Consider the following 24,797-nt stretch of genomic DNA (forward strand, 5'->3'; position numbering starts at 1 on the left):
CCTTGTGACAAGCCGAGGATTTCTGAACAGACGCGCGTTGCCTCGCAGGCGCGTCACGCAGATCTCGTCGTAGCGCCTCAGGACTTGAGGAACGCGAGCAGGTCCGCATTGACCTGATCGACGTGCGTGCTGCACATGCCGTGCGGCGCGTCCTTGTACACCTTGAGCGTCGCGTTCTTGACGATCTTCGCCGAGAGCTTCGCCGAATCGTCGATCGGCACGATCTGGTCGTCGTCGCCGTGCAGGATCAGCGTGGGCACGCTGATCTTCTTGAGGTCGTCGGTGTAGTCGACTTCAGAGAATTGCTTGATGCACTCGTACTGGCCTTTGATCGAACCGGCCATGCCCTGGCGCCAGAAGTCCTGCGCGAGGCCCTGCGAGACTTTCGCGTCGGGGCGGTTGAAGCCGTAGAACAGCGTGGCCAGATCCAGATAGAACTGCGAGCGGTTCGCCGCCACGCCCGCGCGGATGTTGTCGAACACCGACATCGGCAGACCGTTCGGATTGTTCGCAGACTTGACCATTTGCGGCGGCACTGCGCCGATCAGAACGGCCTTCGCCACGCGCTTTTCGCCATGGCGGCCGATGTAATGCGCCACCTCGCCGCCGCCCGTGGAATGGCCCACGAGCATCGCGCCCTTCACGTCGAGCGCGTCCAGCACAGCCGCGAGATCGTCGGCGTAGGTGTTCATGTCGTTGCCCTCGGACGGCTGGCCCGAACGGCCATGGCCGCGGCGGTCGTGCGCGATCACCCGGTAGCCCTGATTCACCAGGAAGAGCATCTGCGCGTCCCACGCGTCAGCCGAGAGCGGCCAGCCGTGCGAGAAGACGACCGGCATGCCCGTGCCCCAGTCCTTGAAGAAGATCTGCGTGCCGTCCTTCGCGCTCACGTAGTTGCCGCCGTGATGATGCGAGGTGCCGTGCGTACGCGCCGAACCGCCCGTCACGGACGCGGCTGCGTTCGCGGACAGGCTCGACATGGCTGCCACGGCGCCGGCCATGCCCGCACTTGCCGAAAGCAGCCTGCGGCGCGACGCCGAAGGCCTGGTCGAATCGATTTGCTGGGTGTTCATGCTAGATCTCCGTCGTTGCATCGCCGCGCGCGGGCGTGGCGACGACTTTGCGTGTTGAGATGGATAGCGATGCGGCGAGGAGCGAGAACTCGCTGAATAGCGCCACATGCCGGCAGGCACTCTAATGATGCAAGCGGCCGAAGTCCTTGGCGCAAACTGAAAAGTCCTGAAATGAAGCCGCAATGCCTTTGCGCCCAGCGAGGCGCAAAAGCTTTAGCCACGATTCGGCGCCGTTGCCGCGCTCACGCACGACCCCAAAGCTCGATCGAGCGGATATCTCGCATGCGCCAGAGATTAAATATTCTTAATCAGACTCTGCCTGATCCAGACGAACCTATACTTTTTCCGCGAGCCTTTCGCGTAGTTCCTGTCACGCCACGTTCACCAACCAAGACTCGCATCATGAATCCGTACATCCCTTCGCTGCTTGCCGGTACTCTCGCCGGGGTCGTCTACGGTCTGATCGACGTGCAATCCCCGGGCTTCTAGCGGATGAACAACGTCGAGTTTTTTCATTACCTCCTGCTGTTGATCTGCGGAGCGGGCGCCCTGACGTGGCTCGCGGAGCGCATCGCGATCCCGCCTGCCGTCGTTCTGCTGCTCGGCGGCTGTGTGATCGCAGTCGCCGGCAGGCGCGTACCCGACGTGGACCCGAACCTGCTGCTCGCGGCCGTGCTGCCGCCGCTGCTGATGTCGAGTTCGTTCTATACGGCGTGGAAGGAATTCCAACGCGGCATCGGCACGATCGTTTCGCTCGTGCTCGGGGCCGTGACATTCACCACCGTCGCCGTGGCTGTCGCCGTGCATGCCTTCAACCCGAACCTGCCATGGGCGGCGTGCTTCACGCTCGGTGCGATCGTCTCGCCGCCCGACGCGGTCGCCGCCAAAGCGATCCTTCAGCGCCACCCGCTACCCGCCAGGCTCGTGGCCGTGCTGGAAGGCGAAAGCCTCGTGAACGACGCGTCGGGCCTGCTGCTCTATCAGATCGCAATCTCGGCAGCGCTAGCCGCGACGATCACGGTCACGAGCGGATCGGTGCTGTTCTTTACGCTTACCCTGATCGGCATCGCGGTCGGCATCGTGTGCGGCCAGGCCATGTGTTGGGTGCTGCCGCGTCTGGGCGATCCGATGCTCGGCATCGTCGTGACCTTCGTTATGGCGTGGGCCAGCTACGGTATCGCGGAGGCCGTCGGCGGATCGGGTGTGCTGTCCGTCGTGACCTGCGGTCTCGTGCTCGGCATCCGCCAGCATCGGGTATTCAACGCCGATATGCGCATAAAAGCCAAGGCGACCTGGGAAGCGGTCGTGTTCGTGCTCGAGGCGCTGGTCTTCATCCTGATCGGCCTCACACTGCATGCGCTCCTTTCACGGGTGAATCACGAATCGGCCGTGTTGACGGCCGGGCTGCGTGTCGCGTTGCCGGCAACTGCGGCAGCCATCGTTGCGCGCCTCGCATGGGTGTTCGCTGCGATCTGGCTGCCCGACCAGATACGCGCGAAACGCTCGGGCCGCGAGCCGTGGAGCTTCAAGGAAGCGGTTGTGCTCGGCTGGGCGGGTATGCGCGGCGTCGTCAGTCTGGCGGCCGCAATCGCGCTGCCAGACAATTTCCCCGGCCGCGACCTGATCGTCTTCAGCACATTTCTGCTGATCATCGCGACGCTTGTCGTGCAGGGCGGCAGCCTCGCGCCGCTCATCCGGCTGCTGAAACTGCGCCCGACAGCCCGTCATACCATGTCCGAGCATGAGGCGCGCGCCCATGCGTTCGGCGCCTCTCTCGCTGCGCTCGAGGAAATCGACGAGCGCTCGTCCGGCATCGAACGCGCGACGTTCGAGCGGCTGCTAGCCGAATACCGGATTCGCGTCACCGCGAACGAAAGCGCATACCAGTTGGGTGCGGACCGAATCGAACACCGTGCGCACTTCCTGCGTGTCGAACTCGAACTCGTTGGCGTGTCGCGCGAGGCATTGCTAGGCCTGCATCGCGACGGCAAGGTGGACGACGCGGTCCTGCATCGCATCGAATCCGAACTTGATTTCGAGGAGCTGCGGCTGTTGCGGCTGCTCGAACCGTGACGGCTTGCCTCCACGTCGGCCCTTAACGAAAGGTATTCATCATGCCCACTACGATCAAGGCTCTGCTCACGCCGCGCGAAAGCGACATCGGCAACCTGATCGTGCGGCGCGTGCTTCCCGCCCGTGCCGCGCGCCTCATCGGACCATTCATTTTCTTCGACCATATGGGGCCAGCCGTGCTGCCCGCTGGCAGCGGCGTGGATGTGCTGCCGCATCCGCATATCGGCCTCGCGACCGTCACGTACCTGTTCGAAGGCTCGTTCATGCATCACGACAACCTCGGCTATCGGCAGAAAATCGTACCCGGCGACGTGAACTGGATGACGGCCGGTCGCGGCATCGTCCATTCAGAACGCACGCCGCTGGAGGATCGGCCAGTTGAACAGGCGATCCACGGCATTCAGACCTGGGTCGCGCTGCCTGTCGAACACGAAGACGCCGCGCCCGCGTTCATTCATCATCCGGCCGATACGCTGCCGACGTTCACGCGCGACGGGGCAACCGTACATGTGATCGCGGGCACGGCTTTCGGGAAGACCTCGCCGGTCGAAGTCTTTTCACCCACGCTCTCCGTCTATGCCGAGTTCGCGGCTGCCGGTCGCCTTGCACTCGATGCCGAGCACGAGGAGCGCGGCGTCTATCTCGTCGACGGAGATCTGACCATCGACGGGACGCCGTTGTCTCCGACAACGATGGCCGTGCTGGAGCCGTGTGCAACGGTCGAACTCGCCAGCGCGCATGGCGCGCGCGTGATGCTCCTCGGCGGCGCGCACCTGCCGGGCGAACGCTTCATCGAGTGGAATTTCGTGTCTGGTTCGCGCGAGAAGATTGTGGCTGCGCGGCAAGCCTGGGCTGCGCAGACCTTCGGCAAAGTGCCTGGCGAAGAGCATGAGTGGACGCCTCAACCCGAGCGTGGCGCACATTGAGCATTGACTTGGGGAGCGATTGCGTTTGGCGCGTCATGCCGCTCATTGGGCGCCTCAAGAAGCCTTGACGCGCGCTTCGTCTCGACCAAGCAACGCATGAATCTGGCTGACTACCGGCCACGCCATCGCGATCAGGATGAAATCCAGTATGCTGGGCGCTTCAGCCGTCCGGCTCAGATGGATTTCGCTCTTCGCCATGAATCTTTCCTTTGAAGTTCTTCAGGTGCTCGACGCGGTCGACCGAACCGGCACCTTTGCAAGCGCCGCCGAAACGCTGCATAAGGTGCCATCGTCGCTTACATATCTGGTGCAGAAGCTCGAGCTCGATCTTGGCGTCAAGCTGTTCGACCGCAGCGGCCGGCGCGCCACGCTCACGCACGCGGGGCGCGTGGTCGTCGAGGAAGGCCGCCGTCTGCTGGCGGCCGCGGAAGACCTGGAATGCAAGGCCAGGCGCATCGAGCAAGGCTGGGAGTCCGACCTGTATGTGGCCGTCGACGAAATCATCCCGTTCGCGCTACTGTGGCATCACGTCGACGAGTTTTACAAGCTGAAGCTCGACACGCGCCTGCATCTGTCGAAAGAAGTGCTGGGCGGTTCGTGGGATGCGCTGCTCACGAGACGCGCCGACCTGATCGTCGGCGCGGCGGGCGACCCGCCGCCGATTCCGAATCTCGTCGCGAAGCCGATCGGCTCACTGCGACACGTGTTCGTGGTAGCGCCGGAGCACCCGCTCGCGTCATTGCCCGGACCGCTGTCACTGGATGTGGTCGCACGTCATCGCGCTGTAGCGATTGGCGATACGTCGCGCAACCTCGCGCCGCGCACCATCGCGCTCGCGGACAATCAGGAAGTGCTGACCGTGCCGACGCTCGAAACGAAGCTCGCCGCGCAATTGCGCGGGCTGGCGGCGGGCACAATTCCGGAGTGCCTCGCCATCGACGCGCTCAGGCGCGGTGAACTCGTCAGAAAAGACGTGCTCGGCATGCGCGAGGTCACGCATTTTTATCTGGCGTGGCGCGACGACGAGACCGGCAAGGCACTGCGCTGGTGGGTCGAGCGGCTGGATCAGGCGGACCTGATCGACAAGGCCGTGCAACAGCAGATTCTGCAGACCCAGGTCAACGCGTGACATAGCGGAAGCTCAACGCCACGCAACGCAATGCAGGGCAATCCAACCACCCAACGCAGCGCTAGCGGCCTTCGCTGACTTTCGGCGGCCGCGAACGCGTGGCGAGCGCCGTGCTCGCATCGCCCTGTATATCCAGACACGCCGGCATGACCCGAGAAGCAACTCTCGCGGTTTCAAGCAGTTGCTGCGCGGCTTTGAAATCTTCGAGATCGAGGCCCTGGGTCAGCCTCGTGCACGCGGCTTCGACGAGGCGCACGGCATCGGCAGCGCGCCCCTGCGCGCACCACAAGCGGCCGAGAGTCGTCGCGGCGCGCAACTGCAACGACCGGCTGCCTTGCGCAAGCGATTCCTCCATCGCCGCCGTCAAGCAGGCCTGCGCATCCGTGGCTACCTCACCGCCTGGCGGCGCGCCCGGATCTCCGAGCAGAAGCAACTCGCCATGCGCGCGCCTCAGTTCGACCACATACCAGTGGTCGCCGCTTTCGTCGCATTGCGCCAACGCGCGCGTCACCGCCGCGATTGCCTGATCGCGCCGCCCCGCGCGGCCCAACGCGAGACCGTATCCCACGACGAGCATCGCGCGTTGAGCGCCGTACTCCAATGCGTCGAGTTCGTCCAATGCGGCGCGAAAGGCATGCAGACGCTCAGGCCTCACGTCGTCGAGCGAGCGCAGATACTCGTCGAAGCAACGGCCGCATGCCTGCGATACACCGAGGCCCGTGCGCGCCGCCACGTCGCCCAGCAACGCAATTGCCTCTGCCGCGCGTTCGCGCTTGCCGGACAGCAGCGCAAGCGGGATCTCCGCTTCGACCAGCACATAGCAGGTAACGATCGACTGGTCCCGCGCACACGCGCTCGCCATACAAGCTTCCGACAGATCAAGCGCCTCGTCGCGCGAGCCCTGCAACCACAGCAGACGCGCGAGCGTGGCGCGCCCCGCAACGCCCTGATCGATGGACTGCCCGAGCGGCAAGCCATGCTGCAGCGTGTCCGTGTGCTGCAGGAACCGTTCGAGCGACGCGCGCGCCTGTTGCTGGTCGCCCGCGTAGTGCGACGCGATGCCCAGGAGGCGCGAAGCGAGAATGCCGTTGCTTGCATCGCCGGTCTGCGCTGCGAGCGACGCGAACCGATGCGCGAACGCAAGCGCATTACGCGCCGCGCCTGACGACTGGCTCGCGTTCCACATACCCCACAACGCGCGCGCTTCGAATGCGTGGTCGCCGAGCGCGATCGCCAGCGCAAGCACCTCGGCCCAGATCGCGAGCGTTTCGCGGTTCGGTCCATTGACATAGACGAGCGCGGCACCGAGCGCGGCGAGCAATTGCATTCGGACTCGCAGATGCCGCGTCGAGCCCGAGCCGCCATGCGTTTGCGCAACGCTGGCGAGCGCGCGCCGCGCCCATGCGCAGCATTCGTCCACCAGTGAAAGCTCGTACAGCAGCGCGACCACCTTGACCGCCAGCTTTTCTCCGAGCGCGTCGTCGCCCTTCGACGACAGTGCCCAGCCAAGTGCCGCACGCGAGTCGTCGAGCCATTCGCGCATGCGCGAATGCCACCGGTCCGCGTCGTTCTCCGCGCAGCGCGCTTCAGCCGACATATGGCGCTCCAGCAAGCCGATGAAATAGCGCGCGTGGTTGAGCGTGACGGCGCGCCGCTCGCCGTTGTCGTCGAGCTTTTGCAGCGCGTAGGCGCGCGTGGTTTCGAGCAACCGGTAACTCGCCCTGCCACGCTCGACGTGCGCGACGACCAGCGACTTTTCGACGAGGCCCGACAGCGCCGCGATCACCTCAGGTTCCTGCAAGCCGTTGTCCGTCACGACGCAGATGGCCGCGTCCATCGAAAAGCTGTTGACGAAAATGCCGAGCCTGCGCAGCGTTGCGCGCTCCGCGTCGTCGAGCAGGCCATGGCTCCAGTCGAGCGTGGCCTTCAACGTCTGATGCCGAGGCAGCGCTGTGCGATTGCCACCCGTCAGCATATTGAAGCGGTCGTCGAGATGATCCGCGAGCGTTTCTATCCCGAGTATCGCCGCGCGTGCCGCCGCGAGTTCGATCGCAAGCGGTATGCCGTCGAGCCGGCGGCATACAGTGCCGGTCAGATGAATGCTTCGCTCGTCGGGCGAAAAGCGCGCGTCCATCGCGCGAGCACGCGACAGGAACAACTGCACAGCGCTGCACTGAAGCACGTGCTGGCTTTGATCGTCGTGCGTGGGAACGTCGAGCGAGGCGACCCAATATAGATGCTCTTCGGCGACGCGCAGCGGCTCACGGCTCGTTGCGAGAACGCGTACGCCAGGGCCTGCATTCAGCAGCGCCTCGGCGAGCTGCGCAGCCGGGCCGAGCACATGCTCGCAGTTGTCGAGCACGCACAGCACGCGCCGTTCGCCCCACTCCCTGCTGACCCGCGTAAGCGTGAGCGGACCGCTCGCCTTGCTCACGCCGACGCTCGCGGCGAACATCGCAAGCACGCTGTTTGCATCCGACGTGGACGCGAGCGAGATCAGATAGACGCCGTCCGGATAATGGTCGAGCAGAGCGCGCGCGACTTCGACCGCAAGGCGCGTTTTGCCGATGCCGCCCGCGCCGAGCAGCGTGACATGCCGCGCCGACGCGAGCGTGAGCGCGACGTCGCACAGCGCCCCGTCGCGGCCGATCAGCGGCGAGAAACTCGCGGGCAGATTGTGCGGCACCTGCCCTGCGGGACGAAGCTGCCGGTGATCGGCCGCGCGAGGATCGGGTTGGTTCGCGCCGTTCGCGGGCAGCACCGGCGACTGTCTTGCGACGAGCCTGTAGCCTCTGCCCGACACGGTCTGTATGAGCCCGCGGCTTTCGCCGAGCGCCTTGCGCAGCGCGGACATATGAACCTGAAGATTGTTCTCTTCGACGATGGTGTCGGGCCACACCTCCTTCAACATGTCGTTCTTCGACACGAGCTCGCCCTTTGCGGCGATCAGCACGGCGAGCATGTCGAACGCACGGCTGCCGATGCGCACGGGTTGTCCGTCGAGAAGCAGTTCGCGACTGGCGAGGTCCACTTGAAAAGAGCCGATGCGAATCATGAGGCGGTATCCAGGACGCAACCAGTGGAGAAGCGGCCGGCCAACAACCGCCCGGCGATGAGTCCCCGAAGTCTAGACTAACCGCAACTTCGCATGCGCGGAAAAAACTGAACCTATCGTTCAAAATTTTTGTATTGAACGAGTGGATGCTGCAAGTCGACTGCCGACGCCAGAATCATCGCGGCCGCGTTGACCGGCACCGCGCTGCGCACCCTCGGTTTGTAGATCAGATCGTTACGGCGGATCGTCGCCCCGCTCACCGCGCAGCGTCCCTTCAGTCTCGCGCGGCAACTGATCCACACCTGGTCCGCATAACGGCATAGCGTGGCGTCCTGCCAGAGGACCGCGATCGACGTCTCCGACAGACGCTCGATCACCTCCACCTGCCGGTGCCGTGACGGTCCACTGGCGGCCTCGCGCATGAGCGGCGCCGCAAGATAGGCTTCGCCTTCCGCTTCGCCGCGATAGCCGGCAAGAAGGCGCTTGATCACGTGACCCCATACCGGCGCGGGGCTTTCGTCGTGCATGGCCGCGTGATCGTCATGCGTTGCGCGGCAAGCTTCATGATGCACGTCCGCTTCGTGCCTGGCTGCATTCGTGCATTGCTTGGCGGGGGATTCGATGTGCATCGTGATTCTCCTCGAGTGTTGGCTCAGCGCCCGTGACAAACGCCGCGAGCGGCGTCGCTCGACAACGCTGCGTCACTGACCGGGCGCTGCTTCGTAATTGACCGGCACCCAATCATAAGTGTTGCGGTTCTTCCTGATATGTCCGAGGCCCGGAAACGCGATATGCGCGGCGCCGATCAGATAACGCCGGCTCGCGGCGAGCTCGAGCGCGCTGCGGCGCGAACGTTGGGCCGCGGCGGCATCGGTGTCGTATTCGACCGATGCTGTCGGGTTCTGCAACTGGATCGCGGCCACATGCACGATGTCGCCCCACACGAGCAGATGATTCGCGCCGCTCTCCACCAGATAGCCGGTGTGGCCAGGCGTGTGCCCGGGCAGCGCGACGGCGCGGATGCCTGGGTCCAGTTCGACATCGCCATTGAACGGCTTGAAGCGGCCCGACGCGAGATACGGGGCGACGCTCTCACTCACGGCATCGAAGAAAGTGCTGAGAAAAGCCGGTGCTTTGGACTTGTTGGCCGGGCTCGGCCAGTAGTTGGCGTCCGTCTCGTTCACTCGCACGACTGCATTGGGAAAGGCCATTGCTCCGCTCACGACGATGCCGCCCAAGTGATCCTTGTGCAGATGCGTAAGCAGTATCTCGTCGATCTGTTCCGCCGATAGCCGGCTGCCCGCAGATTGGCGAGCAGCTTGCCGCAGCAATCGCCGTACAACACGCCCGCGCCGGTGTCGATCAGGATCAGCTTCGAGCCCGTGTTGATCAGAAACGCGTTGATCGAGCCTTGCACCGGCGCCTGCAGGAAATCCCGCTCCAGGTCGCGCGCGATCTCGGCCTTCGGAACATCTTCGATCACGGTGTCGATTGGAAACGGATGCGTGCCGTCGAGCAGCGCGGTCACTTCGAAGCTGCCGAGCATGATCCGGTAAAAGCCTGGCCCCTGACTCTTCACCTGTGGCGCGGCGCCTGACGCTACGCCGCTCCACAGACTCATGACTACGCTCATTAGAAGCAGGCAGCAGGCGGCCGCACGCGGGGTTCCGCTACGTTGAATCGACTTCATCATCTGCTCCGTCAAGGGTTGGCCGCGTCCTTCGTCAACAGGCTCAAGAACGCATGAATCTGCGCGACGACCGCCGCGCCGTCGCCTACCGCGGCGGCCACGCGTTTTGCGGATTCGGAGCGCACGTCGCCGACCGCGAACATGCCCGGCACGCTGGTCTCGAGCGGATAATGCGTGCTGGCCGCCGACGCACCGTGCCCGCTTCTCGCCACACCGGTCACGAGAAAGCCCCGATTGTCGAGCTCGACGCCGCTTGCCGCGAGCCAATCGGTTTTCGGCTCCGCGCCGATGAAGAGAAAGAGATGCCGCGAGGCCACTACTTCCTCCTCACCGCTCGTTTCATGACGCACATGCAGATGCGTGAGCCCCGCTTCGTCGCCTTCCAGCGCACTCAGCGTGCAGTCCGTGCACAGCGAGACATTTGGCAGCGAGTCGATGCGATCGATCAGATACTTCGACATGCTCGCGTTGAGGTTCTGGCCGCGAATCAGCATGCGGATGCTGCGCGCGAAGTTCGCGAGAAAAACCACGGCCTGGCCCGCCGAGTTGCCGCCGCCCATCAGCACGATGTCCTGGCCTTTGACGAGCTTCGCTTCGATCGTCGACGCCCAGTAATAGGTGCCGCGCCCCTCGAAACGCTCAAACCCGGGCACTGTCGGCTTGCGATATGCGGCGCCGCTCGCAACCACGACCGTGCGCGCGCTGATGCGCTGGCCGTCGACGAGCGTCAGCACGAACATGTCGTCCTGCCGCCTCACTTCGGTGACCTTGCCAGGAATCGCGAGATGCGCGCCGAACTTCAGCGCCTGCTGGAACGCGCGCGCGGCGAGCGCCTGCCCGGAGATGCCGGTGGGAAAGCCCAGATAGTTTTCAATGCGCGAGCTCGCGCCGGCCTGTCCGCCAGGCGCGCGCTGATCGAACACGGCAACCGAAAGTCCCTCGGTCGCCGCATAGACCGACGCCGCCAGGCCGGCCGGCCCCGCGCCGACGATCGCGACGTCGTACCTATGCGACTGCTCGAAGGTCGGCACGAGTCCGAGGCACGACGCGAGTTGCGCCTCGTCCGGTGCGCGCAGCACATGGCCGTTGGGGCAGAACACCAGCGGAAAGTCGCCGGGGCCGGTCGTCATGCCGCCGAGCAAAGTTACGGCTTCAGGATCGGAACGCGCGTCGATCACGGTCGCCGGATACGCATTTCGGCGCAGGAAGCCTTGCAGGCCGACGAGGCGCGCATCGTCGCCATTGCCGACGATGATCGGCCCGAGCCCCTGCTCGATCAGTCCGAGCCGGCGCAGAATCAGCGCGCGCATGATGTGCTCGCCGAGTTGCGCATCCGCGACGATCAGCGCTCGCAGGCGCTCGGGCTCGATCACCAGCGTCTCGACATCGGTCAGAGCGAGGCCGTCGATCAGCGCGGGCTTGCCGGAAAGTTGCGCCATCTCCGCCATGAAATGGCCGTCGTCATGTTCGGTCACGAGGGTGGAGCGGCCGAAGCTGTCGCGCGAAAAGATCCGCACGCGCCCATGCAGCAGCACGAAGAGGCCGAGCGCGACCTGCCCGGTCTCGAAGATCAGCTCGCCCGCCTTGAAGTTCATCGGCCGCGCGAAGCGGCGCACGCTTTCAATCTCCGCAGGCGACAGACGCGGGAACATCTGATGTTGCCGGTATTCGAGCGACGAATATGGGAACTCCAGCTCGGACGCTTGCGCCACATCGGGCGATAAACCGGAAGTGCTCATAACGATGACCTTTGTTGTCGTGACCGCCTCAATCGGCGCTATATCAGCCGCTACCACCCACTAGCACGCGCTACCACCCGAACTTCAATTCCGCGCCGACATAGTCGGCATTGCGCGCGCCCAGTTCGCGCAGCGACGGTCCTACCTGGAAATGCACGGCTTCGAGCGCCGCCGCGAGATTGGCGGTGACTGCCCAGTCGGCGCGCAATTGCGTATAGAAGCCTGTCCAGCGTCCGCCGCGTCCCGCCGTGCCCGGCAGGACCGCCGAGCCTTGCTGATAGACGGCGTCGGCGGTGGTCTCGCGCCATTGCAGGCCGACGCCCGCGAGCAGCGAGAGCTTGCTCGTAGGCTTGACGATCATGGACGGGTATCGCGCGTTCGCCGAGCACCATGCCGAGCAGGCCGGAGCGCGCGATCAGCGGCGGCGCCGGCGACTGCACCTTGAGCAGCCAGTACAGAAGTCCGACGCCGAAGCCGACTCCCAATGAAATGATGTAGCCCATGTCAATCTCCTTTTGAGGCCGGATCAGTTCGGCCAGTCCGAACCGAGCACCAACCCGCAAAAATTCAGACGCCGGTAATTCGGATCCCATCGGTCGAGCACGTCGGCGTTGACGGTGCCGAACGTCGTTTGCGGACGATGCTCCATGCCGCGCGCGTATTCCTCGAGAATCCGCTTCTTGAAACCCACTTCGCGCGGACACGCCTGCACGATTTCGTCGCGCTCCTGTGCGGCGTATTCGTTGTAGCGCGCGCCGCGCACGTCCATCTGCACGCCCGCCGCGAGCAACGCGACGAGCGGCGCAAGATGCTCGGGAATGCCCGGCGTCGTATGCAATGCAATCGCCATCCAGACCTCGTCGGTCGCGCTTGCCGCCGCCTGATGCTCGCGCATGAAATCGCGCGCGGCGTTCGCACTGTCGACTTCATAGCGGCACGACGAACGCCGATGCGCGGTGTTCAGGCCCACGTTATGAAACATCGCTCCCACATAAAGCAGTTCCATGTCGAAAACCACGTTCTCGCGATAGCCGGTCAGCGCGCCGAACAGAAACGCCCGTTGCGCGTGATGGAACATCAGCGTGCACTCCGTCGCGCGAATTCGCTCGGTTGCCCCACGGGCCATCGCACTGTCGGGCATGCGGATGCCCGCAATGGTTTTCTTCATGTCACCTCCTCCATATGGCGCATCGCCAGCGATGCGCGCGGGCCTCGTCGCCAGTGGGCCCTTAATCCCGCACGATGCCTACGAACGCGCGAATTCCAGCAGGTCCTGGTTCGGTCGGTCCTTCTGCGAGGCCGTCGCTCGATGACAACCAGCGTAACGATTGCCGTCGATTAAAGCCTTGGCGGAACCTTAAAAAGCCTTAAGCGAAAGCGGCATTTGAGCTGCCCGCACTCACAGCGCGAGTTCGTGAAAGCGCCGCACGCCGTCGCGGATCCATTGCAGCAAGCCGCCGCTTCCTTCGTCGGCGGTCGCGGATGTCGCAAGCAGCATCTTTTCGCTTTCGTGATGGACGGAGAGCGGCCGGCACATTTCACGCGCGACTTCGGGGCCCCGCGCGAGGATCGGCGTGAGCGCGCTTTTGTCGAGCCGGAACACCGTGGCGCGCGTGAGCGCGCGCACGACCACGCCGGTTCTCACGCCGGCGAGTATTCCCGACTGGCCAACGGAGTCGCCTGGCGCGAGTCTGCGCAATTCGGCCTCCCTGCCGTCTTTCGGCACGACGACTTTGGCAACGCCGCGCGCGAGAATGTGCAACTCGTGCCCGCCTTCGTCGGCGGCGGTATAGATGGTGTCGTCACCATCGAACTCGTGCAGCGTTAGTTGGCCGGCGAGCTCGGCGATTTCCGCGTCGTCAAGCGTCTGGAAGATCAGCACGTTGCGCAAGAGCCGCTGCCTCTCGTCCGTCAACTCCCCGTCGGCTCCGCTACCGACGACGGCCGCAAGATCACCCCGCGTGACAGCAGATGCCCGTGCGCAAGGTCGTACAGATCGTTGCGCACGCCGATCTTTTTGCTCCACGCGTCGACGTAGCAGACGATCTCGTACTCGATTGCGTCGTTGGTCGCGCGCTTCACGCTGACGAGCGGCTTCGGCTCGGCAAGCACCTCGGGCGAACTGGCGGCCGCGTGCATCAGCGCCTGCTGGCTGAGTCTTGATGCGCCGTTCAATCCCGGCGTCTATGCTCCCGCGCACGTCCATCATCGCTCCGACGAGACGGGTGAAGTGCAGACCACGCGTTTTGGCGATGTCGATCAATACGTGGCGATGGTGGAGGATTTTGCAGATACCGTACTCCGACTGGAATACGGTTTGGCTTTTCCGCTTGAGAGTTCGCTAGGCAATCAACGTGCCATCGATCAGATTCTTGCGTGACTGGCTCTGACGATACGCCGTAGGTCATCGTTGAGGGTCAAGCCTCGAGATTGAGCGCGAACGTGAGCGGCTCGCACTGGTGCGCCTGCAGATCCGCACACTCGAAGTGCAGCAGGTCCAGCAGGTACGCAGCGGCGCACATCCCGGTATGGCGTTGCTGGCACAGCTCGCGGGCATCGGTACAGGCGGCGCATGGACCCTAGTCAGGGAACTGCACATGTGGTTCCACGATTGAGTAGCCGGTTGCGCGGCATCAAACCGCCCGCCACGCTCGACCTGCACGCGATGAGCAAGGCGGCTGTTTTACGGTTCTAAGACGAGATCATGTCGATCGATATCAACTCAAAAAAGCACCGCTCAGACGGTCGCTCCCGGACACCGCACTGTCTGCGCTCCCTAGTCGTATAAGACTGCATTCGAAGTCAAGCACTCAGACAAGCGGGAGCAGCTCGCCCCACATATCTACGTCATGGCAAAATCGACATTTTGCGCAGATACCCAGTTCAACGTGTCATGGACCTCACCAGGCGACGGCCGACGAACGTTGCCAGATTCGGATTTACGCTGGTGTCCACCGCATCGTGACGGCAGCTGAATAATGTTGCGTTCATATCGCATGGTGACCGTCTCCACTTCGCCTTCGTCGCAAAGCTTCTGCAGCGCATACGCGCGTGTGGATTCGTATAGCCAGTACAGAACGCGCGGCCCCTCCGTTTGGACATTTAGAAGAGAGTTTGCGACGAGCGCGTCGATTGCCGCGATTGCACTGCCTAAGGAAAGCGTCGCGTCACATGCAACGGCGCCGAGCGCGTCTAGCGTAAAGAGACGATCGAATACCGCAATGCGCCTAAAGAGAGTCCGCTCGATATGACCGAGCAACGCATAGCTCCAGTCAAAGGTCGCACGCAGGCTCTGGTGGCGCAGCGGGGCAGTACGATATCCGCCAGTGAGAAACGCCATGCGATCATCCAGGCAACGCCGTGCGCCGTCGAGACCGAGGTCAGCGACGCGGGCAGCCGCCAGTTCAATCGCGAGCGGTATGCCATCCAGCCGTCGGCAGATCTCGCCGACAAGCTGAAGCTGCCGGCCGTCGGCATCCACAGGCACCTGCATGGCGTTTGCACGCTGCAGGAACAATCTGACCGCAGAATGCGCGGGAATATCGACTGGCGCGGCATTGGCCGGTGGCGTTTCGAGCGGATCGACTTTGAATGTCTGCTCGGGCGATATGCGCAACCGTTCCCTGCTGGTCACGACGACGCGCACGTGGTTATTTGCAGCGAGCAAGGCATCGACTATTTCTGCCACGTGCGCGATCAGATGTTCAGCATTGTCGATAAGTAGGAGCCCGCGCAGATTCGAAAGCGCGCAAGCGACGCCTTCCGCAGGGACTCCAGCGTCTCCAGTCGGCCGACCGCAGCCTGTCATAATGGCTTCGAGCATTCGGTCCCGCGTCGTCAGGCCCGATAGGTCGACGAAGTACGCGGATTCGGCCGAGTCTTGTTCAGTTCGACGGGCAACCTCGAGCGAGAGCTGCGTCTTGCCGACCCCTCCGGCGCCCACGAGCGTTACAAGGCGCGTGCTTTCGAGCATCGCGAGGATCCGCTGAACGGCCCTCTCCCGCCCGACCAATGCTATGTTCAACGGCGGCGGCAGCCGATGCGCGTCTCGCATCGACCCGCCCAGCCAAGAAGTGGAGGCCACGTCCGGTTTTCGCACGCAAAGCTGATACCCGCGCCCTGGCACTGTGAGGACAAGATTCCGGTCGGGACCGAGAATTTTGCGCAAGGCCGACAACTGGACCTGGATGTTGTTTTCTTCGACGATCGTTTTCGGCCACACCACGCTCAATAACTCGTCTTTCGTGACAAGACGGCCGCCAGCCGAAACCAGCACGGCCAGGATATCGAAGGCCCGGGATCCAACAGGTATTGCGACGCCGTCCCGGCGCAGCTCCCGCGTTCCGAGGTCGACCTGAAACCGGCCCAGTTCCATCACGCCGGTGGCGAGGTTTAAAGTGCGATTGAAGGTTGCCATGTGAATGCTCGCGTGGGTCGAAGTGAAACGGAGTCTGTCGATCACGATCGCGCTTGAGGTGGACGAGCGCGGTAGGTGGCGCATGCCGCACCTGCCCAACCGTCGCCGTGCGACCGGGACCGAATATCGCGTCCTGCCCGTCGTTGCCCCTCTCCTCGCGAGGATCGCCCGATCAGGTGCACTTACAATGTTGCGCCGAGTGTGCTCGCTTTACCTTTTTCGAGAAACTAGTTCATCAACGAAACTATTTTGAAAATAATTCAACAATGAAAGTCACTTTGGACGAGCTTCAGGCCTTTTCAGCCGTCGTAGACACGGGTTCGATGACAACTGCTGCGCGCCATCTAAACCTGACGGTGTCGGCCGTAAGTCGATTGCTGGGGCGCCTTGAGGGGAAGTTGAGAACGACACTGCTGCGCCGAAATACCCGCAAACTCGAGTTGACCGAGGAGGGACGGGTATTTCTTCAGCATGCACGAGCGATCATCGATTCCGTCGAAAACGCAGAGGAACTGATGGTCGCGCAACGCGAAATGCCTTCGGGGCGGCTGCGGATCGACGCCGCTACGCCGTTCATGCTGCATGTGATCGTGCCAATTGTGCAGGGCTACCGAAAGCGCTATCCGCATGTAACCCTGGAACTCAACACCAACGACAGCATCATTGATCTGCTCGAAAGTCGTACCGATGTAGCGATCAGAATCGCTCAACTCAAGGATTCGACCCTGCACAGCAGGCTCGTCGGAAAGAGCCGGATGCGCATTCTCGCGAGTCGTGGCTACCTCGAAAAGCACGGTCAGCCGCGCAACGCTGAAGAGCTTGGCAAGCATGTACTTCTGGGCTTCAATCAGCCCGAGTCGCTTAATGTCTGGCCACTCTATGGCGCTGATGGTGAACCTTATCGTATCGAACCGGCCGCTTATTCCTCGAGCGGCGAGACGCTTCGGCAACTGGCGCTTCAGGGCGTTGGCATAGTCTGTCTGTCGGACTTCATGACTTCACAGGACCGTGAGTCCGGACGGCTTGTCCAGATTCTCACCCGGCAGACGAGTGATGTTCGCCAAACGATCCATGCTGTCTATTACCGCAATACGGCCCTGTCTTCGCGGATCACTTCCTTCGTTGATTTCCTGGTCGACGCCATAAGTGGTGGTACACAGCCCCGGAACACGGTGTCGTGGGCGCAATGAGAGTAAAGCCAGCCCGAGTGTGCGCTGTTCGAATCGCGGCACGATTCGTACGATTCGTCGGCGCCCGCGAATCGTGCGACTTTTCCTTCGCGTCTCACGCGGCTACAACAATCGCGAACACGCTCGTGCCCTGAAATTTCGATGATTTGTTGGAGCGAATGGGTCGCCGATTCAATGACCGCAGGACACTTGCACGTCCGCTTGAGATAACGTAAAGGCGTACGACACTCCGACTGATGCAGTCTCCGGCAATACGCGCCATGCCACAAGCGAAACAACATCGGCGGCCGGCACACCAGGCAATTACCCGGTTGCTACCGGCGCGCCTCGCGGTCCCCACCTCGTGGACGGTGGGATCCGGCTCACCACACAGCGACCGCCCACCTGCAGATTCAACGCGATGACGCTGCGGCGCATCGTGCGCATCGTTATCAGCAGCAACGTCGACAGGGCTAGTGGTAGAGCACATCGAATGAGATCGGCATCCGAGCGAGGCGTGTTTCCGATTCGTAACAACCTGCGAAAACTCAATTGGTCTTGTGAGGCTTTTCCCCGGGGGAGGCCGAGTGTGCGGCTCGCGGCCGACACAGTCAGGTCGAGCTGCTGCGCGGCCGCCGTGATCGACCCGGTGTCGACCACCGCCGCGAAGGTCCGCAATTCGTCCAGCGTGATTTCCATTGTTGATTTCAAATCAAAACAATTTCATTTATAACCCGGTTTTTCCGCAAAAGTAAAGAGCGCACACTGCACCGGTCTCCACTCATGTTCCGGATCGACCGCCATGCCGCTCGCTCTTCTCGCGCTCACCATCAGCGCCTTCGCCATCGGCACGACCGAGTTCGTGATCGTTGGCCTGATCCCGACAATCGCATCCGACCTCGGCGTCAGCCTGCCGGCCGCCGGGCTTCTCGTGAGCCTGTACGCGCTCAGTGTGGCGATTGGTGCGCCGCTCCTCACCGCGCTGACCGGCCGCCTGCCGCGCAAGACGCTGCTCGCGGGGCTGATGGCGCTGTTTACGGTCGGCAATCTCGTTGCATGGCGTGCGCCGAGTTACGAGTCGCTGATCGTCGCACGGATTCTCACCGGCCTCGCGCACGGCGTGTTCTTTTCGGCGGGCTCGATCATCGCGACCACGCTCGTACCGAAGGAGAAGGCCGCGAGCGCGATCGCGACCATGTTCAGCGGCATGACGGTCGCATTCGTCGCCGGCATTCCGCTCGGCACCTTCATCGGCCAGCATTTCGGCTGGCGCGCGACGTTTCTCGTCGTCGCGGGTTTCGGGCTGGTTGCGTTTCTCGGGGCTGTTGCCTTCGTGCCCCGGCATCTCGCGCATGCGCGTCCCGCGCCGCTCTTCCAGCAATTCCGCGTGCTCGCGCAACCCCGGCTGCTGCTCGTCTATGCAATGACCGCTGTCGGCTATGGCGGCTCACTGATCGCGTTCACATTCATGGCGCCGCTACTCGAGCAAATCTCGGGCTTTACGCCGTCGCAAGTCAGCTTCGTGCTCGTCGCCTATGGCGTGTCGGTCGCGACCGGCAACGTCTGGGGCGGCAAGCTCGCCGATCGTGTCGGCCCGGTCAAGGCGCTCAAGCGGATTTTCCTGCTGCTCGCCGCCGTGCTGTTCGCCCTCACCTTCACCGTGCACAACGCGTGGCTCGCCGTGTTGACGATGCTCTGCTGGGGCGCGGTCGCATTCGGCAACGTGCCGGGCCTGCAGGTGTACGTCGTCAAGCAGGCGCGCCACTTCGCTCCCGAGGCTACTGATGTCGCGTCCGGCTTCAACATCGCTGCGTTCAATCTCGGCGTCGCGGGCGGCTCGTCGCTCGGCGGGCTGATCGTCGCGCACATCGGCCTCGGCCACACGCCATGGATTGCCGCCGCAGTGACGCTCGGCGCATTCGCGCTTACTGCCCTGAGCGGATCCCTCGACCAGCGCGAAGGCCTGCCCGATCGTACCGCCGAACCCGTGGAACTTGCCCACTGAAACCTTCTCTGCCGGAGATCAGCATCATGAACGCACCCGCCGACCATCCGCTGTTTGCAGGCAAGACCTTCGAAGTCCGCTATGCGAGGCTCACGGCCATCAACGCCTATGCCGACGACGGCATCCATATGCGCTACGAGATCACCGAAGGCGCGTTCGCCGGCGCCCGCGGCGAAGTGGCCTACCAGTGGCAACGCATCGTGGACAACGTCTACGCGATTTCGTGGCAGGAAGCCGATCGCTCGACCGTTGTGCACATCGACGACTTCGGCGCCGGCACGTCCCACTCGTTCTTCATCAGCGGCGCGCCGCCGCATGGCGGGCGGTCGCGGGCAACAAGCCGTACGTCACCTTCATCCATCTCGATCTCGCCGACGATCCGCACGAACCGCTGCAACGGCATCGCTTCGGCGCGCGCGCAGGCCGCATTGCACTGATCGAGGAACTGGCGGCTATGCGCGACGCGGGTGCGCAGCACATCGGGCTCCATTTCCGGCGCAACCGCCGCCCGCTCGACGAAACTCTCGCGGAAATCGCGATGGAAGTCCTCCCACATTTTCATTCGCATACCCAGGAGTCCATCGCATGAAACCGACCGCCGCATCCCCTCAGGCCGCGCGCGGCGGCGCGGCGCCGCCGCTCCTCGCGCTTGCCGTCGGCGCATTCGGTATCGGTACGACCGAGTTCTCGCCGATGGGACCGCGACGTCAATCTGGACGGCCTCGCGCCAACCTGGGATTGAGATTTACGGCAAAAATTTTTCATTCGATCGGTTCGCGGCGCCCACGCCGCGAACGATACACGGGAAGCAAGATGACTAACGATCCTTTGTTCCAACCGCTGAAGCTTGGTGGCATAACGTTATCGAACCGTATCGTGATGCCACCCATGACGCGCTCGCGCGCCAGCCAACCCGGCGACGAAGCCAACGACCTGATGGCCGCCTACTACGCGCAGCGCGCCGGTGCGGGACTCATCGTCAGCGAAGGCACCTATATTTCGGCACTCGGCAAGGGCTACGCGTGGACGCCCGGCATTCACACGCCCACGCAGGTCGCCGGATGGCGCAAGGTGACCGACGCCGTGCACGCCGCGGACGGACACATCTTCGCGCAGCTCTGGCACGTCGGACGGCTGAGCCACACGAGCCTGCTCGGCGGCCGGCAGCCCGTGTCGTCGTCGCCGATCCAGGCCGAAGGTGTGAACGTGTTTATCGCGAGCGACGACGGCAGCACGCCCGGATTCGTCCAGGCGTCCGCGCCGCGCGCGCTGACGGTCGATGAGATCCGCGAGGTCGTGAACCAGTACCGCGCTGCGGCCCGCAACGCGATCGACGCGGGGTTCGACGGCGTCGAACTGCACGGCGCGAACGGCTATCCCGTCAACCAGTTCATCGATTCGAACGCCAACACACGCAAGGACGAATACGGCGGGTCACTCGAGAACCGGCTGCGTTTTCTCGGCGAAGTCGCACAGGCGCTGATCGAAGGCACGGGCGACGCGTCGCGCGTCGGCATCCGTCTCGCGCCGCTGACCACGCTGAATGGCTGCGTCGACGCGGACCCTGAGACGACCTACCTCGCGGCGGCAAAGCTGCTCGGCGATCTCGGCGTCGGCTACCTCCACATCGCCGAAGCGGACTGGAACGACGCGCCGCTGATGCCGGTCGAATTCAAGCGAAAGCTGCGCGAAGTGTTCCAAGGCGTGCTCATTTACGCGGGCAAGTACAAGGTAAGTTGTAGAGGAACTCGATTTGCTTCCGGAAATTTAACCAAATAACTTCCGTTTGGCCGGATTCTAAGTCAAAAAGGGGGCCTAGGCGCTGGGTCTGTTACTCAAATAACTTCCGAGATCGACAAGTTTCAACCATAAACCTTCCATGGTCACAAAAGGTCGTCAACCGGCGTTGCGACACGCCCCGTGAGCGTCTGTGACCGCTACCAAGCAAGAACGTCCGAGACGAGCGTCTCAAGATCGGCCTGAGCCGTCATTCGAGCATCGGTGCCGGTCAGACGGGTATGGGGCGCTTTCCTGTCATTCACAGGTCGGTGGTCGCGAATGACTCGTCCCGCGGAAAGCGAATGAGTACTTGCGACCCGAAGCCGCCAGTCAACCCACGCTCGCGACTGTCCGCTGTTTGCAGTGAAACTGACGCTCACGGCAGCTCGGCGCTTCGTCTTTCGATCCAACGCAGACTGCACGCACACGCCGTTGTAAATCGCCTCAACGCCCCAGGAATTCCAGCACCATCTGATTGAACTTCCCGGCATGCTCCCACTGCGCCCAATGGCCGCATCGACCGAAGACATGCAGGTCGGCATTCGGCATCCCCCACACAAGACGCAGTCCGATATCCACTGGCACGAAGCGGTCGTCGCGCCCCCAGATGACGAGCGCCGGCGCGGAGATCTCGCCGAGACGTGGGCCCACGTCCGGGAACTGCTTCGGATTGGCCGCGAGGCTCTTGACGAAATTCTCAAGGTGATCGCGCCGCGCAAGCATGTTTTCCAGCCGCGCTTGCATCAGCTCATCGGTCAGCGTGCTGGTGTCGAACACGAAGACGTTCAACATTCTTTTCAGGTTGTCGAGCGTCGGCTCACGGTAGAGCGCCTGAAGCAGCTTGATGCCTTCCGTCGGCATCGGCACGAACTGGCTAGGGCCGCCCGTGCCGCCGCCCATCAGCACCAGCTTGCCGACACGTTCCGGGTCCGCCAGGGCAAACGCGACCGCGCTGTGACCGCCCATCGAATTGCCGACGATGTGGACGCGTTCAATGTCAAGCGCATCCATCAGTCCTTTTAGTACGCGTGCATTCAGTTCTGAACGCGAGCCGCGGCACACAATGGAATCGGACTTTCCCCACCCGGGGCAGTCCAGCAGGATCACGCGATAACCGGCGTCGACGAATGCGTCGACATTGCGGTTGAAGTTCGCCCAACCGCTCGCGCCGGGACCAGACCCGTGCAGCATCACGACCGTCTCGTCGCCTTGGCCGGCATCGTTGTAATGCACGCGCAGTTCGCCCTCGCCTTCCTTGATGCTCACGAATTTGCTGGTCGCCATTTCGCTTTGAACCTTCGTTGCTGTCATTTCACGTTACCTCGTTTCAGAGTGAGTATCGGAACGGGCGAAAGCCCGCTGTATCGGATGATCCGAGTGCGCGCGAGCTACTGCGCCACGGCCATGTATGAGCCACGCGGAAACCTGGCTACCACGAACAGCGCCGCGATGGCGGCCACCGCGATCATCGGGATGCTTGCGGTAACCAGCACCGACGCGCTTTGCCCGATCGCCAGCAACTGGCCGGCAATCAATGGCCCGAGGATCGAGCCCATGCGCCCCACCGCGACGGCGGCGCCGACACCCGTGCCCCGAACCTGCGTCGGATAGATGTTGCTGGCGAGCGCATACAGCACAGACTGTCCGCCGACGAGAAACAGACCCGCCAGCAGACCGCCGAACGCCATCCCCATACTCGAGCCAGCACTCGCGAGCACGGCGAGCGCCACGGCGATCCCGATGTACATACCCGTGACGGTAGGCCGCCGGCCGATCCGGTCCATCAGCCCCGCGATGACGATGGCACCGATGCCGCCGCCGATGTTGAACATCATCTGCACGACGCTCGATTGCACGCGCGTGAGGCCCCGGCTCAGCACCATCGACGGCAACCAGTTGATCAAAAAGTACAGCACGATCAGCGTACCGAGAAAGCTGATCCACAGCGCGAGGGTCGTACCGGCGCGGCCTTCTTTCCAGAGTGCCTGAGCGACACCGGGTGCCGGCTCATGATGCGCAGATTCGGTCGACCTGGTCGCGATGAAGTGAGCGGATTCCTTCAGGAAGAGCGCGAGCAGCGGCAGAATCAGCAACGGCCCAACGCCGCCGACATAGAAGATGTGCCGCCAGCCTTCATCGCCCGGGCTGACGATCCCGATCACGGCTGCGATTGCCGCGCCGAACGGCATGCCGCAGTACATCGCGCCGACGGCCGAACTGCGCTGATGCGGCGACGCCGCTTCGGAACAGAGCGCGATCAGGTTCGGCATCGCGGCGCCGAGTCCGAGGCCCGTCAGGAAGCGCGCGGCGAGCAGGCTCTCGAAGTGCCAGACCTGAGTCGTCGCAATCGAGCAAATGCCGAACAGCGCCACCGCGAGCATCAGCACACGCTTGCGGCCGAGCCGGTCCGCGAGGCGCCCGCCAACTGCCGCGCCCGGCAGCAGGCCGAGTGCGCCGACGCTGAACGCCCATCCCATCTGCGCGACGGCGAGGTGAAATTCGCGCGCCATGCGTGGCGCGGCGACCCCTGTGGATTGCAGATCAAGTCCCTCGAGCAACGCGACGATAAGGCACAAGCCGACGGTAATGGCGCCGCTCGCGCGAGCGGGTGTTGAGGTTTTCATATGATGTCTCCAATGTAGGTTCAGCATCGCTCTTGGCGGCGATAGCGCTGCGGGCTATGACTGCATCCGTTCAAACGAGAGCGTTGCGCTAGTTGGGTGTGTTGAGCTCGCGCTTAAGATCCAGGGCGACGTCGACGATCATGTCTTCCTGGCCGCCCACCATGCGGCGCCTTCCCAGTTCGACGAGGATGTCCACGGTCTTGAGGCCGTACTTCCTCGCCGCGACTTCCGAGTGGCGCAGGAAGCTCGAATAGACACCGGCATAACCCAGCGCGAGCGTCTCGCGATCCACGCGGACGGCGCGGTCCTGCAGCGGTCGTATGAGGTCGTCGGCGGCGTCGAGCAGCGTGTAGAGGTCGGTGCCGTGATGCCAGCCGAGCCGTTCTGCCGCCGCTATGAACACTTCGAGCGGCGCATTGCCGGCTCCCGCGCCCATCCCTGCAAGGCTTGCATCGATGCGGTCGCATCCTTCCTCCACTGCGACGATCGAATTTGCCACGCCGAGGCTGAGGTTGTGATGCGCATGCATGCCCGTCTGCGTGGCGGGATCCAGCACGTCCTTGAACGCCTTGAAGCGCGCGCGAATGTCGCTCATGTTCATCGCGCCGCCCGAGTCCACCACGTAGATGCAGGTCGCGCCGTAACTCTCCATCTTCTTCGCTTCGACGGCCAGCTTTTCCGGCGTGGTCATGTGGCTCATCATCAGGAAGCCCACAGTGTCCATGCCGAGTTCGCGCGCGTACTCGATATGCTGCTTCGAGATATCGGCTTCCGTGCAATGCGTTGCCACGCGCACGACGCGCGCGCCCGCGTTGTAGGCGGCCTTAAGATCGTGAATCGTGCCGATGCCGGGCAAGAGCAGCGTCGCAATCTTCGCGTGACTCACGACATCGGCGGCCGCTTCGATCCACGCCAGATCGCTGTGCGCGCCGAAGCCGTAGTTGAAGCTGGAGCCCTGCAAGCCGTCGCCGTGTGCGACTTCAATGCTGTCGACCTTCGCGCGGTCCAACGCGCGGGCGATGTCCTGCACGTTCTCAATCGAATATCGATGGCGGATCGCATGCATGCCGTCGCGCAGCGTGACGTCGGAGATGTAAAGTTTCTTGCTCATTTCGATG

Annotated in this window: 19 protein-coding genes and 7 pseudogenes; 10 read left to right on the forward strand and 16 right to left on the reverse strand. The window is 63.3% G+C overall.

Annotation, left to right across the window (positions count from 1 at the left end):
* Window positions 1-77: 77 nt before the first annotated feature.
* Entirely contained in the window at window positions 78-1,073 is a 996-nt protein-coding gene (locus F6X42_RS06880) for an alpha/beta fold hydrolase (RefSeq protein ID WP_187633467.1), read from the reverse strand.
* Window positions 1,074-1,565: 492 nt separating this feature from the next.
* On the opposite strand from F6X42_RS06880, the gene F6X42_RS06885 reads away from it, so the two are divergent.
* Entirely contained in the window at window positions 1,566-3,146 is a 1,581-nt protein-coding gene (locus F6X42_RS06885) for a cation:proton antiporter (RefSeq protein ID WP_187633468.1), read from the forward strand.
* A 41-nt stretch (window positions 3,147-3,187) separates the two neighbouring features.
* The gene (locus tag F6X42_RS06890) at window positions 3,188-4,072 is read left to right on the forward strand and encodes a pirin family protein (protein WP_187633469.1); all 885 of its coding nucleotides are present in this window, start codon (window positions 3,188-3,190) and stop codon (window positions 4,070-4,072) included.
* 54 nt (window positions 4,073-4,126) lie between these two features.
* Here F6X42_RS06890 and F6X42_RS06895 read toward each other — a convergent pair whose 3' ends face one another.
* A complete protein-coding gene (locus tag F6X42_RS06895; RefSeq protein ID WP_187633470.1) occupies window positions 4,127-4,270 on the reverse strand; it encodes a hypothetical protein in 144 nt (47 codons plus the stop codon).
* Here F6X42_RS06895 and F6X42_RS06900 point away from each other — a divergent pair.
* Complete coding sequence (locus tag F6X42_RS06900; RefSeq protein WP_187633471.1) at window positions 4,269-5,201, forward strand: LysR family transcriptional regulator; 933 nt, start codon at window positions 4,269-4,271, stop codon at window positions 5,199-5,201. The two genes, F6X42_RS06895 and F6X42_RS06900, sit on opposite strands and share 2 nt — an antisense overlap.
* A 61-nt stretch (window positions 5,202-5,262) precedes the next feature.
* Here F6X42_RS06900 and F6X42_RS06905 read toward each other — a convergent pair whose 3' ends face one another.
* The 9 genes and pseudogenes from F6X42_RS06905 to F6X42_RS43870 all read right to left on the reverse strand — a co-directional run bounded on the left by F6X42_RS06905 (window position 5,263) and on the right by F6X42_RS43870 (window position 13,824).
* Entirely contained in the window at window positions 5,263-8,256 is a 2,994-nt protein-coding gene (locus tag F6X42_RS06905; protein ID WP_187633472.1) for an ATP-binding protein, read from the reverse strand.
* A gap of 113 nt (window positions 8,257-8,369) precedes the next feature.
* Window positions 8,370-8,885 carry a DUF3331 domain-containing protein gene (locus F6X42_RS06910; protein ID WP_187633473.1) on the reverse strand — a complete coding sequence of 172 codons (516 nt, stop codon included), beginning with the start codon at window positions 8,883-8,885 and terminating at the stop codon, window positions 8,370-8,372.
* Between the two features lie 72 nt (window positions 8,886-8,957).
* A pseudogene (locus F6X42_RS06915) lies at window positions 8,958-9,946 on the reverse strand (MBL fold metallo-hydrolase).
* Window positions 9,947-9,957: 11 nt separating this feature from the next.
* Complete coding sequence (locus F6X42_RS06920; RefSeq protein ID WP_187633474.1) at window positions 9,958-11,685, reverse strand: FAD-dependent oxidoreductase; 1,728 nt, start codon at window positions 11,683-11,685, stop codon at window positions 9,958-9,960.
* 70 nt (window positions 11,686-11,755) lie between these two features.
* A pseudogene (locus F6X42_RS06925) lies at window positions 11,756-12,052 on the reverse strand (alginate export family protein); the annotation flags it as partial.
* Window positions 11,994-12,188, reverse strand: a pseudogene (locus F6X42_RS06930) (DUF1427 family protein); the annotation flags it as partial. The pseudogenes F6X42_RS06925 and F6X42_RS06930, both read right to left, overlap by 59 nt.
* Window positions 12,189-12,211: 23 nt before the next feature.
* Window positions 12,212-12,853, reverse strand: a complete 642-nt coding sequence (locus F6X42_RS06935; protein ID WP_187633475.1) for a phosphohydrolase — start codon at window positions 12,851-12,853, stop codon at window positions 12,212-12,214.
* Window positions 12,854-13,084: 231 nt separating this feature from the next.
* On the reverse strand, window positions 13,085-13,600 hold the full coding sequence (locus F6X42_RS06940) for a cyclic nucleotide-binding domain-containing protein (RefSeq protein ID WP_246529988.1): 516 nt from the start codon (window positions 13,598-13,600) through the stop codon (window positions 13,085-13,087).
* Window positions 13,597-13,824, reverse strand: coding sequence for a hypothetical protein (locus F6X42_RS43870; RefSeq protein ID WP_376776330.1), 228 nt, complete (start codon window positions 13,822-13,824; stop codon window positions 13,597-13,599). Before F6X42_RS43870 ends, F6X42_RS06940 begins: the two co-directional genes overlap by 4 nt.
* Between F6X42_RS43870 and F6X42_RS06945 the strand changes: the two genes are divergently transcribed.
* Both F6X42_RS06945 and F6X42_RS06950 read left to right on the forward strand, forming a co-directional pair.
* Window positions 13,751-14,065: a hypothetical protein gene (locus F6X42_RS06945; protein ID WP_187633507.1), complete on the forward strand. Its 315-nt coding sequence runs from the start codon at window positions 13,751-13,753 to the stop codon at window positions 14,063-14,065. The two genes, F6X42_RS43870 and F6X42_RS06945, sit on opposite strands and share 74 nt — an antisense overlap.
* Window positions 14,066-14,144: 79 nt before the next feature.
* A complete protein-coding gene (locus F6X42_RS06950; protein WP_187633476.1) occupies window positions 14,145-14,300 on the forward strand; it encodes a hypothetical protein in 156 nt (51 codons plus the stop codon).
* Window positions 14,301-14,527: 227 nt separating this feature from the next.
* Here F6X42_RS06950 and F6X42_RS06955 read toward each other — a convergent pair whose 3' ends face one another.
* Entirely contained in the window at window positions 14,528-16,102 is a 1,575-nt protein-coding gene (locus tag F6X42_RS06955) for an ATP-binding protein (protein ID WP_187633477.1), read from the reverse strand.
* 266 nt (window positions 16,103-16,368) lie between these two features.
* Here F6X42_RS06955 and F6X42_RS06960 point away from each other — a divergent pair, with 266 nt between their 5' ends.
* Window positions 16,369-17,292, forward strand: a complete 924-nt coding sequence (locus tag F6X42_RS06960; protein WP_187633478.1) for a LysR substrate-binding domain-containing protein — start codon at window positions 16,369-16,371, stop codon at window positions 17,290-17,292.
* Window positions 17,293-17,856: 564 nt separating this feature from the next.
* Here F6X42_RS06960 and F6X42_RS06965 read toward each other — a convergent pair.
* Window positions 17,857-17,970 (reverse strand): annotated as a pseudogene (locus F6X42_RS06965) (helix-turn-helix domain-containing protein); the annotation flags it as partial.
* Window positions 17,971-18,073: 103 nt separating this feature from the next.
* Here F6X42_RS06965 and F6X42_RS06970 point away from each other — a divergent pair.
* The 4 genes and pseudogenes from F6X42_RS06970 to F6X42_RS06980 form a co-directional block, all read left to right on the forward strand.
* The gene (locus F6X42_RS06970) at window positions 18,074-19,276 is read left to right on the forward strand and encodes an MFS transporter (protein ID WP_187633479.1); all 1,203 of its coding nucleotides are present in this window, start codon (window positions 18,074-18,076) and stop codon (window positions 19,274-19,276) included.
* A gap of 26 nt (window positions 19,277-19,302) precedes the next feature.
* Window positions 19,303-19,584 (forward strand): annotated as a pseudogene (locus tag F6X42_RS06975) (MoaF-related domain-containing protein); the annotation flags it as partial.
* Window positions 19,572-19,865, forward strand: a pseudogene (locus F6X42_RS43875) (LLM class flavin-dependent oxidoreductase); the annotation flags it as partial. The pseudogenes F6X42_RS06975 and F6X42_RS43875, both read left to right, overlap by 13 nt.
* Before the next feature lie 224 nt (window positions 19,866-20,089).
* Window positions 20,090-21,040, forward strand: a pseudogene (locus tag F6X42_RS06980) (alkene reductase); the annotation flags it as partial.
* 459 nt (window positions 21,041-21,499) lie between these two features.
* On the opposite strand, the gene F6X42_RS06985 reads toward F6X42_RS06980, so the two are convergent.
* The 3 genes from F6X42_RS06985 to dmpG all read right to left on the reverse strand — a co-directional run bounded on the left by F6X42_RS06985 (window position 21,500) and on the right by dmpG (window position 24,790).
* Window positions 21,500-22,366 (reverse strand): alpha/beta fold hydrolase, encoded by an 867-nt coding sequence (locus tag F6X42_RS06985; RefSeq protein ID WP_187633481.1) that lies wholly within the window; start codon window positions 22,364-22,366, stop codon window positions 21,500-21,502.
* A 77-nt stretch (window positions 22,367-22,443) separates the two neighbouring features.
* Entirely contained in the window at window positions 22,444-23,679 is a 1,236-nt protein-coding gene (gene mhpT / locus F6X42_RS06990) for a 3-(3-hydroxy-phenyl)propionate transporter MhpT (protein WP_246529990.1), read from the reverse strand.
* An 88-nt stretch (window positions 23,680-23,767) separates the two neighbouring features.
* The gene (gene dmpG, locus F6X42_RS06995; protein ID WP_187633483.1) at window positions 23,768-24,790 is read right to left on the reverse strand and encodes a 4-hydroxy-2-oxovalerate aldolase; all 1,023 of its coding nucleotides are present in this window, start codon (window positions 24,788-24,790) and stop codon (window positions 23,768-23,770) included.
* Between the last annotated feature and the right edge of the window lie 7 nt (window positions 24,791-24,797).

It is taken from the genome of Paraburkholderia podalyriae (genome assembly GCF_014397785.1).
GTDB classification, from domain to species: domain Bacteria; phylum Pseudomonadota; class Gammaproteobacteria; order Burkholderiales; family Burkholderiaceae; genus Paraburkholderia; species Paraburkholderia podalyriae.